Origin of the sequence: Aliivibrio sp. S10_S31, assembly GCF_014694495.1 — a bacterium.
GTDB classification, from domain to species: domain Bacteria; phylum Pseudomonadota; class Gammaproteobacteria; order Enterobacterales; family Vibrionaceae; genus Aliivibrio; species Aliivibrio fischeri.
The window spans coordinates 114,962-129,500 of the sequence record NZ_JAAUWR010000012.1 but is presented as its reverse complement, the minus strand read 5'-3'; the positions used below and the strand labels follow the sequence as shown (position 1 = coordinate 129,500).

The 14,539-nt window shown below is 37.0% G+C and carries 12 protein-coding genes; 6 read left to right on the top strand and 6 right to left on the bottom strand.

All coding sequences use genetic code 11. From position 1 onward, the window contains the following. Nucleotides 1-265: 265 nt before the first annotated feature. Entirely contained in the window at nt 266-2,005 is a 1,740-nt protein-coding gene (locus HC728_RS12105; protein WP_065621865.1) for a bifunctional UDP-sugar hydrolase/5'-nucleotidase, read from the bottom strand. Between the two features lie 226 nt (nt 2,006-2,231). Here HC728_RS12105 and HC728_RS12100 point away from each other — a divergent pair, with 226 nt between their 5' ends. Beyond that, nucleotides 2,232-3,866, top strand: a complete 1,635-nt coding sequence (locus HC728_RS12100) for an ATP-dependent endonuclease (RefSeq protein WP_190395536.1) — start codon at nt 2,232-2,234, stop codon at nt 3,864-3,866. Between the two features lie 50 nt (nt 3,867-3,916). Here the strand turns inward: HC728_RS12100 and aroG are convergent, their stop codons facing one another. Next, nucleotides 3,917-4,969, bottom strand: a complete 1,053-nt coding sequence (gene aroG / locus HC728_RS12095; RefSeq protein WP_065622354.1) for a 3-deoxy-7-phosphoheptulonate synthase AroG — start codon at nt 4,967-4,969, stop codon at nt 3,917-3,919. Nucleotides 4,970-5,217: 248 nt separating this feature from the next. Here aroG and HC728_RS12090 point away from each other — a divergent pair, with 248 nt between their 5' ends. From HC728_RS12090 to HC728_RS12075, 4 genes are read left to right on the top strand one after another with little or no spacing between them, the layout of a single operon-like run. After that, nucleotides 5,218-5,964 (top strand): amino acid ABC transporter ATP-binding protein, encoded by a 747-nt coding sequence (locus tag HC728_RS12090; RefSeq protein ID WP_017020237.1) that lies wholly within the window; start codon nt 5,218-5,220, stop codon nt 5,962-5,964. Between the two features lies 1 nt (nt 5,965). After that, nucleotides 5,966-6,760 carry an amino acid ABC transporter permease gene (locus HC728_RS12085; protein WP_190395535.1) on the top strand — a complete coding sequence of 265 codons (795 nt, stop codon included), beginning with the start codon at nt 5,966-5,968 and terminating at the stop codon, nt 6,758-6,760. A gap of 14 nt (nt 6,761-6,774) precedes the next feature. Beyond that, nucleotides 6,775-7,584 (top strand): transporter substrate-binding domain-containing protein, encoded by an 810-nt coding sequence (locus HC728_RS12080; protein WP_063644177.1) that lies wholly within the window; start codon nt 6,775-6,777, stop codon nt 7,582-7,584. Between the two features lie 3 nt (nt 7,585-7,587). Next, nucleotides 7,588-8,448: an amino acid ABC transporter permease gene (locus HC728_RS12075; RefSeq protein ID WP_190395534.1), complete on the top strand. Its 861-nt coding sequence runs from the start codon at nt 7,588-7,590 to the stop codon at nt 8,446-8,448. A gap of 71 nt (nt 8,449-8,519) precedes the next feature. Here HC728_RS12075 and HC728_RS12070 read toward each other — a convergent pair whose 3' ends face one another. The 3 genes from HC728_RS12070 to HC728_RS12060 all read right to left on the bottom strand — a co-directional run bounded on the left by HC728_RS12070 (nt 8,520) and on the right by HC728_RS12060 (nt 12,248). Next, nucleotides 8,520-10,385, bottom strand: coding sequence for a methyl-accepting chemotaxis protein (locus HC728_RS12070; protein ID WP_190395533.1), 1,866 nt, complete (start codon nt 10,383-10,385; stop codon nt 8,520-8,522). A 181-nt stretch (nt 10,386-10,566) separates the two neighbouring features. Next, complete coding sequence (locus tag HC728_RS12065; protein ID WP_012535646.1) at nt 10,567-11,247, bottom strand: membrane protein; 681 nt, start codon at nt 11,245-11,247, stop codon at nt 10,567-10,569. A gap of 95 nt (nt 11,248-11,342) precedes the next feature. Continuing rightward, a complete protein-coding gene (locus tag HC728_RS12060; protein ID WP_005422439.1) occupies nt 11,343-12,248 on the bottom strand; it encodes a LysR substrate-binding domain-containing protein in 906 nt (301 codons plus the stop codon). Between the two features lie 191 nt (nt 12,249-12,439). On the opposite strand from HC728_RS12060, the gene focA reads away from it, so the two are divergent. Beyond that, nucleotides 12,440-13,903 carry a formate transporter FocA gene (gene focA, locus HC728_RS12055; protein ID WP_054775798.1) on the top strand — a complete coding sequence of 488 codons (1,464 nt, stop codon included), beginning with the start codon at nt 12,440-12,442 and terminating at the stop codon, nt 13,901-13,903. Nucleotides 13,904-13,964: 61 nt separating this feature from the next. On the opposite strand, the gene speG is transcribed toward focA, so the two are convergent. Then, on the bottom strand, nt 13,965-14,489 hold the full coding sequence (speG, locus tag HC728_RS12050) for a spermidine N1-acetyltransferase (RefSeq protein ID WP_005422431.1): 525 nt from the start codon (nt 14,487-14,489) through the stop codon (nt 13,965-13,967). Between the last annotated feature and the right edge of the window lie 50 nt (nt 14,490-14,539).

Below are 14,539 nucleotides of genomic sequence, written 5' to 3'. Positions count from 1 at the left end.
AACAATTTAAGCTAACCTAAATATGACAATAATAACTTTTATATCATCCTTAAAGGATAAGTTTTATTAACGCTAATAAAAAAGGCTTCCTAATTAATTAGAAAGCCTTTTAAATGTCACCCTGCAAAAGGGACGAAGTAAACAATTAATGCCCAAGCGAACACCCAGCTTACGACTAGCAATTTGTCTGACCAATCACTGTCCATGCTATTACCTATAAAACTGTACAACTCATCTCAGTTATATATTAGCAATTAGCATGCCACTAAATAATAGCTGTACTGTTTTTATTATATCGATTTAATGTCATCTTAGGTTTTGTTAAATTAGGGTAATGCATTAAATAATCAATGAAGCAATCAGCCATTGAAAGGTTGGTTGTTATTACTTCATCTTCTTTATTCAATAAAGGTGCGTAACCTTCCTTCCCTTTTATTGTATAAGCTGTTGATGTTCCATAATATATTTGCTCATCTAATACAGGCTCCCATCCAGAAACCGAATTAAATATTTCAAATTCGGTAATACGCTGCCCTGCAGGATTACACGCTTCATATTGATAACTTAATTGTGATACATAAGGAAAACTTCCAGATCCACTTCCTATCACTCCATTGTTAGTCGCATTATCTATTGCTCCCTCAATAGCGGCTTTAAGGTATTTGCCTTTGATACTATAAATGATAATTGGAATAGCAAATGGCAAAACTTTTCCGGCAATATCGGCATATGTGATGGCTCCTTGGTTTAAACCAGAGCGAACTCCACCAGCATTATGCATAGCAAACTGTACTCTACTGTCTACTTGGTGCGCTTTAGAATAAAAGGCCTCCACAACCCAAGGGGCAATATCACTTTGGCCTTTCTCATTTGGCACCCTACGATGAGCTAAATCCATCGAACTGTATCCAATCACCTGCTGAGATAGTCGAACAACCTCACCGCGGTATTTATCGATCAGTAACTCTTCAATTTTTTGATCTTTTGTACAAAATTCAGCGCCTATGAACTCACTCAAAGCGTTGTATATCACTTTTTGTATTTCTTCATCAACAGGCGCTTCACAAGCTTTATCCTGATAAGCAATATCGTCTAATAGCAACATATTTCGTCCATTAAACGAAATTAACTCACCACTATCTGAATACTCTAAATCACAATAGCCTAACGCTAAAGCATGGCAACCAGCTTGGACTATGTAGGTGTTATTTACCTTCTCACCATATGAAGCGATAGTTTCTAAGCCAATATCGGCAAAGTCCCCTTGTAATACATGACTATGCCCACCAATGATAAGATCTATCCCTGAGATAGATTCTGCGAGTTGTTTATCAGCGTCATATCCCAAATGACTAATAATAATGACATTCTTAATTCCATTTACTTTTAAATATTCAATGGTTTTTTTTGCAGTTTCAATCGCATTCAAAAATGGTGTATCTGGATCTGGACTTGCCAATACGTCCATTTTATCTATGGTTAAACCAAATACTGCAATATCGACATTGCCTGCATGTTTAATCATATAATTGGCTATCTCACGCTCAGTATCGTAAGACAACACATTATCATGGTATTTTAATTTTTGACCTTTGCTTTGGTCTTCTTCACTCAAATCCCAGTTTCCCATTAAAATTGGAAAGTTAACCTGAGAGACAAAATGACTAACTAATTCATTCCCTAAATCAAATTCATGATTGCCAAGTACCATACCATCTAACGGTAACTGATTAAGCAACTCAGCATTGGCCTTACCTTTATATAGAGAGAAATAGAGTGTTCCTTGAAAACAATCTCCAGCATGATAAGTCGCAACATTGCCACCTTCTGCTTTCATTTCATTACTAAGTAAAGTCATTTGGTGTGATAATCGAGAAAAGCCACCACACTTTATATAAAATTTATCAACGCTTTCACAATTCAAAGCAATTACAGATTCATCAAAATAAGAGTGCGTATCATTAATATGCATAACTCTTAATTTATTGCTTTGCTTATCACTCATCTTCTTTCCCTTTTCGAAGCCTTAAAACTCAATTGCGCAAGCTTCATCAAACAATCTGCGACTATCATATCACTTATTGTTCTTTTTCGTTTTTGAAGATAAAGAAAATTGCACTCTCAAAGAAATTTATTCAAAAAAATCAATTCTATAATTGTGATATCCATAATGCTTTACTCTCGTTACATGCTATATAGTTACTTATACAAGTATCTGATGAGGAAGTCATATGCTCTTAGAACGAATAGAAGTTTCAGGATTTCGAGGCATTAAACGCTTATCACTTTCTTTTGAACAACTCACCACTTTGATAGGCGAAAATACATGGGGCAAGTCATCATTGCTTGATGCGCTTTCTATTGCCCTGCCCATTTCTGGCGAATTACATCAATTTACACTTAAAGATTTTCACCAAGACCACTCTATTTCATACACACAAGACCAACACATTCAAATCATTATTACTTGGCAAACCACAGAAAAAAATGAGCATAAAGCGGGTCGCTATAGAAAGCTCTCCTCACTGTGGCAACATGATGCAAATAGCAATACACAACGTATTTACTACCGTGTAAGCGCAACAAATAATGACGGAAAGATAACTTCTTCAAGTACCTTTTTAGATAAAGATGGTAATGTATTACGTTACCATCGTATCGAATGTCTGGTTTATGAGCTCATAAAATTACACCCTGTTATTAGGATCCGAGATTCACGCCGACTTAGCCCTGGTCCTTTTACTGATCACGTTCCCGATGATCGAATTGAGCGACGAATTAATAATACCTGTCGACGCCTATTAACTGCTCCAGGGCAAGTAAGTAGTGGCGAAATAAAAAGTGCCTTACAATCAATGCAATCTCTCGTTGATCATTACTTTTCTTTTAGAAATCATAGACGACATAGTCAACATAAAGTGCGTGATGATTTATTCTTTGGGCAAAAAGCGGAAGGCGTTTCTTTAAACCAATTTGTAAATCAAAATCAAAGCAAACAGACTAAATTATTATTATTGGGTTTACTTAATACCTACTTACGAGCAAAAGGACCAAATACATTAAAACAATCGGCGCGACCAGTCATGATTGTAGAAGATCCAGAAGGACGACTTCACCCAACACAATTAATTCAAGCATGGACATTACTTAATCATATTCCCATGCAAAAAATCCTCACGACAAACAGTAGTGAATTGCTTAGCGCCGTTCCATTATCATCCATAAGACGTTTAGTTAGAGAATCTGATTCCACCTCTAGTTACGCCTTAACCCCAACGAGTTTATCTCGTGATGATTTGCGTCGAATTACGTTTCATATTCGATTTCAGCGCTCTAATGCTTTATTTGCTCGTTGTTGGCTACTTGTTGAAGGTGAAACTGAAGTATGGTTATTTAACGAAATGGCTCGAATTCTTGGTTATAACCTTGCCGCTGAAGGGGTACAAATCATAGAGTTTGCTCAATCAGGATTAAAATCATTAATAAAAATGGCCAAAGCACTTCATATTGAGTGGCATGTGGTTACTGATGGTGATCCTGCCGGGAAGAAATACGCCTTTGCAGTAAAAAGTCAGCTTGAAAACGAACACGAACGTCACCGTTTAACAGAGCTACCACATAAAGACATCGAGCATTATTTATATCATCACGGTTTTGAAGAGTTATTCAGAACACTGTCAAATATTTCAGCCGATCAACCTGTTCCACCTAAAAAGATCATAGTAAAAACGTTAAAAAAATACGCAAAACCGGATGTCGCATTAGCTATTGTGGAGCACTGTGAAGAGATGGGACCTGAGAGTATTCCTTTATTACTACGATGGACATTAAAACGTACGGTTACAATGGCAAAAGGACAAGGATAAAAAAACGCCAACAGCATATACTGTTGGCGTTGATATTTTGTAAAGAACTCTTATTTGTTACGTCGTGCCGTTACTGAATCAGCTAATTGACGAAGTACTTTTTCGGTATCATCCCAACCAATACAAGCGTCTGTAATCGATTGACCATAAGTTTCTACTTTGCCGTTAACTAAATCTTGGCGACCTTCTACTAAATGGCTTTCAATCATGACACCGAATACAGCATCTTCACCACCTGAAATTTGACCACAAACATCATCAGCAACAACCATTTGACGTTTAAAGTCTTTTGAACTGTTTGCATGGCTGAAATCAATCATCACTTTTTGCGGTAAACCAGAAGCAGCAAGTTGCTCTTTAACAGGTTTAACATGATCTGCGCTGTAGTTCGGCTCTTTACCACCACGAAGAATGATATGACAGTCAGGATTGCCTGCTGTTTCTACGATTGCAGAATGTCCATATTTCGTTACTGATAAAAAGTGGTGTGATGAACCAGCTGAACGAATCGCATCCGTTGCAATCTTGATATTACCATCAGTACCGTTTTTAAATCCTACAGGGCATGAAAGACCAGAAGACAGCTCACGGTGAACTTGAGATTCGGTTGTACGAGCACCAATTGCTCCCCAACTAATTAGATCACCCATGTATTGCGGAGTGATCATATCTAAAAATTCACCCGCTGTTGGCAATCCCATATCCGTTAGATCAAGCAACAATTTACGACCAATACGTAGACCATCATTCAATTTAAATGAATCATCCATATAAGGGTCATTGATTAACCCTTTCCATCCAACTGTCGTACGCGGTTTTTCAAAATAAACACGCATCACTACTTCTAAACGATCACCCAACTCATCACGCAATACTTTTAGCCTTTCACCATACTCTAGTGCCGCTTTTGGATCATGAATAGAACATGGTCCTATAATTACTAAAAGACGGTCATCCTCACCTTGAAGAATATTATGAATAGCTTGACGAGACTGAAACACCGTTTTAGCAGCAGTTTCAGTTGTCGGAAATTTTTCTAGTACAGCAACAGGCGGTAAAAGTTCTTTTACTTGTTTAATTCGTACATCATCAGTTTGATACATTGCTTATTCTTCCATCTCTGTTATACAGGTTATCTTCCTGCATCTTTATTCTCCATTCTGTTAACGTAACGTGTCTTGTTCTGTTGTGCAATGGTTAATTTAATATAACTTACTACTCATACCTCTTTTGACATGAACCACACATAACCTCATTTTTTGCGCAATAAACAATCAAAGAAACAAGAATCACTTCTTTAGTTTAATGAATATGTTACAGTAACTTTGGCTAGTAACTGAAAGGACTAATTGTGACGATAAAAAATACAAAGAGAACAAATGTCATTACTTTTGAAGCTGTTGATAAATTTTACGACCAATTTCATGCGCTAAAAAATATCAACTTAGCCATTCAAGAAGGTGAAAAAGTCGTTATTTGTGGTCCTTCTGGATCAGGGAAATCTACGCTTATTCGCTGCATTAATGCGTTAGAATCCATCCAGAATGGTCAGCTTTCACTTTTTGATGAGGTGTTATCACCAAAGCACCTTGATAAAGGGAAAATTGGCATGGTATTTCAACACTTTAATCTTTTCCCACATTTAACCGTGTTAGAAAACCTAACCCTATCTCCAATCAAAACGTTAAAGCTTTCTAAGGCTCAAGCAAAAGAGCGTGCATTGACGTATTTAAAACGCGTCAATATCGCGGAACAAGCTGATAAGTACCCATCACAACTTTCTGGCGGCCAACAACAACGCGTCGCTATTGCTCGTTCACTCTGTATGGAGCCTAAAATTCTCTTATTTGATGAGCCAACTTCTGCACTTGATCCTGAAATGATCAGTGAAGTTCTTGATGTAATGTCGGATTTGGCTAAAGAAGGCATCACAATGGTTTGTGTTACTCATGAAATGGGATTTGCCAAAAAGGTAGCAGATAGAGTCGTTTTTATGGATGAAGGTGAAATTGTTGAGGTTGCAGAGCCTCTCCAGTTTTTTGAATCCCCACAACACGCACGAACTCAACGCTTTTTAAACCAAATATTAAGCTATTAAGATGAATTACTTTACTCGTATTTTTGCACCTGTTCTCTCTGCCACCCTTCAGATCTTATTACTTAGTTTAGGTCTTTTTTGGGTTTTGGACAGTGGTGCTCAAGCCATGAACTATCAATGGCAATGGGATCGAGTTCCTGACTTCATTTTCTTTTATGAAGATGGTGAATGGTTTCCAGCAGAACTAATTGAAGGTTTGTTGGTTACTTTAAAAATATCCGCCATCAGTGCGATTGCAACACTTACTATTGCTCTGATTACCGCATTATTGCGTCTATCAAACTCTATTGTAGGTAAAACAATATCAACGCTATACATTGAGTTGATCCGTAATACCCCATTATTGGTTCAAATCTATTTATTGTATTTCGTTTTTGGTCCTTTTTTAGGGTTAGATCGCTTCACTACCGCCGTCTTAGCTTTGGCTTTGTTTCAAGGTGCATATACAGCCGAAATCTTACGTTCAGGCTTAATCAATCTACCTAAAGGACAATTTGAAGCGTGTAAGACATTAGGTCTTTCTCAGTTCAGCAGCTATCGATATGTTGTTTTACCTCAAGTAATTAGAAAAACCTTACCCTCACTAACCAACGAATTAGTTTCCTTAGTTAAAAACTCTTCTATAGTCAGTGTAATGGCTATTTTTGACCTTACTACTGAGGGAAGAAATATTGTATCGGATACAGCAATGCCATTTGAAATTTGGTTTACAGTAGCCGCCATCTATTTAATGATTACATTAAGCCTTTCTGCTTTATCAGCATGGCTAGAATACAGAATGCACAACGCACACTAAGGAGAACAACTCGCATGAAGCACCTATTACTTTCGTTTTTTGGATTAAGTTTACTATTTAGTAGTTCAGCATTTTCCGCAACGACAACCGACAGCACACCCAATTTAGACAAGATTCAAGAGCGTGGTACATTAAAAGTAGGCTTAAGTACTTTTGTTCCATGGGCGATGAGAAATCAACAAGGTGAGTTAATTGGTTTTGAAGTCGATGTGGCAAAACGTCTTGCTGAAGACTCTGGTTTAAAAGTTGAGTTTATACCTACAGCTTGGGATGGCATTATTCCCTCTCTTATTTCTGGTAAATTTGACGTCATTATTGGTGGATTAACAATTACTGATGAACGTTCAAAAAGTGTTCTGTTTACTGTTCCATATTCGCACTCTGGTGTACAGGTTGCTGCTAATAAAGAGTTAACGGACGGTTTTACTCGTGAAGACTTCAACTCAAGACGCGTAAAATTTGCAGCACGCCGTGGTTCAATTACCGTTGCAGCTATCAAAGAACACTTTCCAAAAGCAAAAGTTCTACAATTTGATGATGAAGCACAAGCCTTTCAAGAAGTATTAAATGGTAATGCTCACGCCGTAGCAGCATCAACGCCTAAACCAGAATTTGATACGCTCAAACACGCTGACATTCTTTACTTACCATTTAAGGAACGTTTATCACAAGGCAATGAAGCCTTTGCTGTTCGTTTAGGTGAAGAAGATAAAAAAGCGTATTTTGATGAGTGGATCAAAGCTCGCACCGATGACGGTTGGCTAAAAGAGCGTTACGACTATTGGTTTACAAGCCTAGATTGGCAATCACAAACAGCGAAATAGAACATGTATCAAAGAGCATCCTTTAGGCTCAATCGATTAGATTGGGGATTACTGATCATTATCGTAGGGTTCGTCACTTGGTTATTGACTAAAGACAGTGGTACCTTGGCTTATCATTGGCAGTGGTCTAAAACCATTCAGCTTTTATTTACTCCAAAAGCAGATGGTTCTCTCCCTTACTTTTTTGATGGTTTGTTTTCAACACTACGTTTAACGTTTTGGGGCATGCTCTTTGCCATTTGTTTCGGTGTCTTATTAGGCTTAGGACGCCGTTCAAATCTTACTGTGATTAGAGCGTTATCAAATAGCTATATTCAACTGATTAGAAACATTCCACCTTTGGTCTTTATTTTTATATTTTACTTTTTTATCGCTAACCAACTGGTTCCTTTATTAGGTCTTGAAAACTTATTACGTGAACACTCTGGTGATATTAATTTGCTACAGCAGTTCCTTTTTGGCTCTGCTAATCTGTGGGAGAACTTAACAGCTGGAGTATTGTGTATTGGCATGATCTCTGCCGCTTATATTGGTGAGGTCGTTCGTTCAGGGTTGGATGCAATACCTAAAGGCCAACATGAAGCCGCAAAAACACTGGGATTATCAACTTGGCATCGATATCGATACATTATCGCTCCACAAGTATTTAAAGTGATCATTCCACCTCTAGCTGGTCAATGTATCTCTTTAGTAAAAGATTCTTCTATTATCTCTTTAATTTCAATACAAGAGTTAACTTTTGTAGGTACTGAAATCGCGAACTCAAGCGGTATGATTTTTGAAATTTGGATTTTTGTAGCACTTAGTTATTTCGTTCTCTGTTTTATTCTCTCTCAACTATTTAATTACTGGGAACGCCAATAGCTAGCATAACTAAAAAAGCTCAAGAATACTCTTGAGCTTTTATATCAATTTAATTGATAGTTATATCTCAGTTACACTGTAAATTTATTCATTATCCTTTCTTGGCTTTCTACCACACTCACCTGTTCATTAATAGAAACCGCAGCACCTTGTGCCGCCTCATGAACCAATACTGACAAATCTTTAATATTCACAGTCTTTCCATTTATTTCTTCAGCAACATGGCTTTGCTCTTCAGCAGCAGAAGCTATATGAATATTCATATCATTAATTTGTTGAATTGTTTCTCTTATCTGAGTTAATGCTTCAGCGGTTTGCTTGGCTTTATCAACGGTAGAGTCCGCTCTTTGCTGACTGCTTAACATTGAAGAAGAAACACTCGCCGCTCCCGATTGCAATTGTTCAATCATTGTTGCTATTTCTGTTGTCGATTCTTGCGTACGCTTAGCGAGGGTCCTTACTTCATCAGCAACAACAGCAAACCCGCGACCAGCCTCTCCTGCTCTTGCTGATTCTATTGCCGCATTAAGAGCAAGTAAATTTGTTTGCTCTGCAATATCATTAATAACACGTAAAATTGTACCAATGCTGTCCGTCGCTTTTTCTAGTTTTCCAACTTCTTCTACAGCTTGATTAATGTTCGTTGATAGATCAGTAATTTCTTCTGATGTTTGATTTACAACCGTCATACCGTGCTCGGTTGCACTGTCCGCTTTTTTGGCATATTCAGCGGCACTTTGTACGTTTCCTGCCACATCAACCGACGTAGCAGCCATCTCATTCATGGCCGTTGCCAGTTGCTCTAACTCCATCATCTGTGTATTCATTGCAGTTTCGGAGTCATTTGCACCAACTAAGATCTTCTGAGCCCCTTGATTTAATTGGTGACTTAACGCTTTGGTTTCTGTTACTTGAGTTTGAAGATTAATAATAAACTGATTAAAGCCTTCCGCTAGAGGTGCGAATTCAGGATCAATTTTAGTATCAAGTCGCTGCGTTAAATCCGCTTCTCCTGATGCTACGTTCTGAATTGCAGAATTTAATGTTTGAACAGGACGGATAAGACGAGTAATAAACATCAGCATCAAAACAATTGAAACAATAATCGCAACAACTGAATATATTAATGAATCATTTTTTAATTCATTGATTTGTTTAAACACTTTACCTTCATCAAGAACAACACCAATTGACCAAGGATAGCCATCAATAGAGGTAAATGAGACATCGTGTGTCGCCCCGTTGATCTCTATTGTTTGTAAGTTTGAGTTTAATTGAATATTTGGTAGGAATGACGCCATAGATTGACCATTGTATTGGCTATCAGGATGAGCGATAACGGTTCCTGCCTTATCAACAATAAATAAGTATCCAGCATCAAATAGTTCAACTTGATTCACTAACTCAGCTAAACTTCCTAAGCTCAAATCGAAAAAAATAGATCCAATAAACTGATTATCTGACTTTACTGCCGTTGCAATTGAAATCAGAATTTCTCCAGTAAGGGCATCTTCGTAAGGTTCAGTAATTATTGTGCCATTTTTTTGTTTTGCGGATATATACCAACCACGAGTTCTTGCATCATATCCTTGAGGATCCCACGTTGGATCATTACTAACAAAATCATGTCCATCTTCAAAACCGATGCCTGCAAGTACAAACGCTTTTTTTACTTGAGGTTGGCTTAAGATTGTCTCAAGCGTTTTTGAGTTCAAATCTCTTTGAGCAATTTCTGTTACGTATTCGGCTAATAACGTTTTTCCCGCTAGTTCTGAATTCACCGTTGTGCGTACACCATCAACAATCTCATGAATACTTGATTGAACTTCATGCTCTACTTCTTTTTTCATATTAAGGTATTGAACAGTACTTAATAGAGCCAAAGTCACTGTCATAATAATTGAAAAAGCTAAAATAATTTTGTGTCGAAACTTCATAGAAACATCCTAAATCCGATATTTAAACTTACATTTCGAAACATCATGTCATCTAAGATTCGTACAAACCAACATGTCGCAACATTTTTGCAACAGCTGTCTCATTAATAATTTTACATAAAAAAACGGTCAACCTTATAAAGTTGACCGTTTATATCAATCATAATGATAAAACTATTAATTATTCAATAGCTTGGATTTCTTCTAGTTTAGTCGTATTTACTGTAAACACTCTAAAGATAAAAATCGTGTTCATCATTGATAAAACCACTTCAGAAATAGAAAAAATGAAAGACAATACTGGCGATTGTAGGCCAATTAAACCAAGTCCATATTCTAGTGCCCACATCAAACCAGTAGTAAAACCAAAAATAATAACTAAGCCTTTAAATAACACCCAGTAATTGTCTTTTGTATCATGCCAACCCAATTTAATCGCATCATTTGTATTTTCTTTATAAAGAACACAATAGATCTCCGTAAATGAGAAACGTGCCATTAAATACAAACCAGGCAAAATAAGCGCCATGAATCCCATTAATATCGCTAATCCCAAAATCATGTTCATTAATACAAACGAAAACCATGTTTTGGCCGGTATTTGATACAGTTGACTAAATGGAACTCTTCTTCCATCAAATGAATAAGCGATATAATAAAGAATCGCTCCTTTATAAAAAGGATAGATAGTCAAAATAAATAGCATATATACTAAAAACTTACCTGGACCATCGTTCTCATTAAAGCTTAACGCTATCCCATTAGTGATAAGCGCAAATGGAAGGACAAGCATACAAAAGGCAATAAAATGCTTTTTGAAGTAGTTGAAACTATCCATCAATAAAACTGATAATGCTGGCATATCTTTCTATCCCTAAGAATAAATATAATAAATAACGGTTATTTAATGAGAATAACAAATATCAAACAAACTAAGAAGTTAATTTTTCTTATCACTTATCGTATAACGTTATGATTCTTAATCATTCTTATACCCTCTCTTCTTATGCAATCGCTGATCGGATTTTGATCCATTGATGATCGCCAGATAAATGAGAGTGTTCTTTCCATATTCAGTTCAGGTACGTTTAATGCGACTAATTCACCACGTTCAATGTATTTCACTACATCTAAATAAGGTAAACAGCTTAAATATTGTCCATTTGCTACTAATGTTCGTAATACTGGTACGTATTCGTACTCACGCCATACGTCTAAATCAGGAATTTTTCCATGAATAGCACTATCAAAAATAGTTCGTGTTCCTGCACCATGCTCACGTAATACCCATTTTGCTTGCTCTAATTGGGCTAAACTGACTTTTTCATGCTTAGCAAAAGGATGATGAGCTGCAGCAACAATGATCAAATGGTCTGTACAAAAGACTTCTTGATGAATTCGACTATCATCACAGCGCCCTTCGATAATTCCTAGTTCATATTTGTAATCTAATACCCCTTCAATAATACCAGAGGTGTTTTTAACACCTAAAGAGATTCGAATTTCTGGGAAATCATTATCAATATTACTGATAAGATTTGGAACTAAGTGTTCTGCTGCGGTTTGGCTTGCGCCTAATGAGATTTCACCACTGATCAAATGCTGATCATAAAAGCCTAATTCAATCTGTTGTGCATCATGAATCAGCTTTTTAGCTTTAGGACGAAGCCATACACCCCAATGAGTGAGCGCCATTCGTTTTCCGTGACGTTCAAATAATGAACGCCCCAACATTTTTTCTAATTGCGACAACGACATACTGGTAGCTGATTGAGTCAAAGACAATAATTCAGCCGCTTGACTGACGCTTCCTGTTGTCGCTACTGCATCAAAAACTGCCAACTGTTTTAATGAATAACGCATAACCATCTCTTTTATAAGAACTTATTTTGTGTAAATCATACCATTTTAGTTTCATAAGGAAAACTGATATAGAACCTAAAAACAATCAATTTTACCCCAAACACTTTTGCTCATAATCTAACTGGGCTTAAGCAAGACGGGTTAGCTCATATTCCTTAAGCATTTTTATAACCAATACTTAAGGAGGACAAATGAGTTCTAATCTCAGTCCAAATACAACTGGACAATTTAATCCCAGCGAAATGATGGAACAAGCGGCTTATTACGCACTGGCTAAATCAAAGAAGCCAACAAGCATGGTAATTGGCTTAGCCATTATGGCTGGTGTCTTTATCGGGATAGCATTCATTTTCTATACAACGGTAACGACAGGCAATACAGAAACTGGTTGGGGTATCAGTCGTTTTGCTGGTGGCTTAGCTTTTAGTTTAGGTTTGATCCTAGTTGTTATCGGTGGCGGTGAATTATTTACAAGCTCGGTTTTATCAGCAATTGCTGTAGCAAATAGACAAATCAGTTTTGGCAAAATGCTAGGGATCTGGGGAAAAGTATATATCGGTAACTTTATTGGTGCTGGTTTATTACTCGCTCTTGTGGTTTCAGCAGGTATGTACCAAAACGACGGTGGTCAATGGGGTTTGAACGCGCTAAATATCGCTCAACATAAATTGCATCACCAACCGCTAGAAGCATTTGCTCTAGGTATTTTATGTAATTTATTAGTGTGTTTGGCCGTGTGGTTAACCTTCTGCTCAACCAATATGCTCACTAAAGCAGTAATGGTTATTTTACCTGTTGCAATGTTTGTTAGTAGTGGCTTTGAGCACTGTGTTGCAAACATGTTTATGGTTCCTTTAGGTATTGCGATTCAACAACTTGCTCCGCCTGAGTTTTGGCTTGCAGTCGGTGCAACACCTGAACAATACGCAGACTTAAATATCGTTAATTTTATTACAGCGAACTTAATCCCTGTAACGTTAGGAAATATCGTTGGTGGTGCTGGTCTTGTTGGTTTGGCTTACTGGTCAATCTTCACTCGCCCTCAATTAAAAGCAGTAGAAACATCACAAATTACACCACTATTTACAGAATCTGACTCTAAGGAAATGATCAAAATGAACGCGAACAAAACAGTAAATCAATTTATGGATGTTAACACTTACGTTCTTCAACCAGAAATGCCTGTAGAAGTTGCACTGGATAACCTATTAGACCGCCATCTTTCAGGTGCAATCGTTGTAAACAGTCATAGTGAAGTGGTTGGTTTCTTCTCTGAGCATGATGTATTAGTTGAACTATGGTGTGAAGATTATCTACCAGAAAAAGGTCGTACTGTTGCTGATTTAATGAAAACAGACATCACAAGCATCTCACCTAAAGACACACTACTGCAGCTAGCTGAGTTCTACGCGATTGATAAACCAAAGCTTTACCCAACAACAGACATGGGCATTGCAACTAGCTACAGCACACTATCAATTAATGACCGCGCTCGTGACATGCGTGTTTCTAAACCACGTATCTTACCTGTGATTGAAAACAATCAATTAGTTGGCGTAGTTACTCGTGAAGATGTTGTTAGTCAGTTACGCTCTATCTACGGTGAACGTATGGAAGCGGTAAAAACTGAAGAAGTTGATGCTATCGTAGCTTAATAAAATAACAACGTACGGTTGGCAAATAAAAAGGGCTTCTAATATTAGAAGCCCTTTTCTATTAATTATTACGGTTCTTTATATATGTATCTTGAAGAATATACATGCGCTTAATGTCACTGTATTCTCCATTCACGAAAATCTCTTTAATCAAATGCCCTTCTTCAACAAATCCACATTTTTCATATAAATGAATCGCTTTTTCATTGTTTACCGCAACGTGCAAATAGACTTTATGCAAATTCAAAATGGTAAATGCGTAATTTAATGCTTTATTGATTAATCCACGCGCATAGCCACAGCCTTGAAAATCAGGTGCTATGATAATTTGAAATTCAGCATTACGGTGAATGGAGTTAATTTCGACTAATTCCACTAAACCAATTGATTGCTGTTGTGCATTTTCAGCGATAAAACGACGCTCATTACTATCATGAATATGCTTACGAAATAGATCTTCTAGTTCGTAATATGATTCATACGGTTCTTCAAACCAATATGACATGATTGATCTATTGTTGTTCAATTGGTGAATAAAACGAAGATCGGTTTGCTCAAGAGCACGTAGTCGGATTTCATTATCCATGCTATTTTCCATTTATGAATAAAAAGAGTATTCACAGCAGTCAATATCGC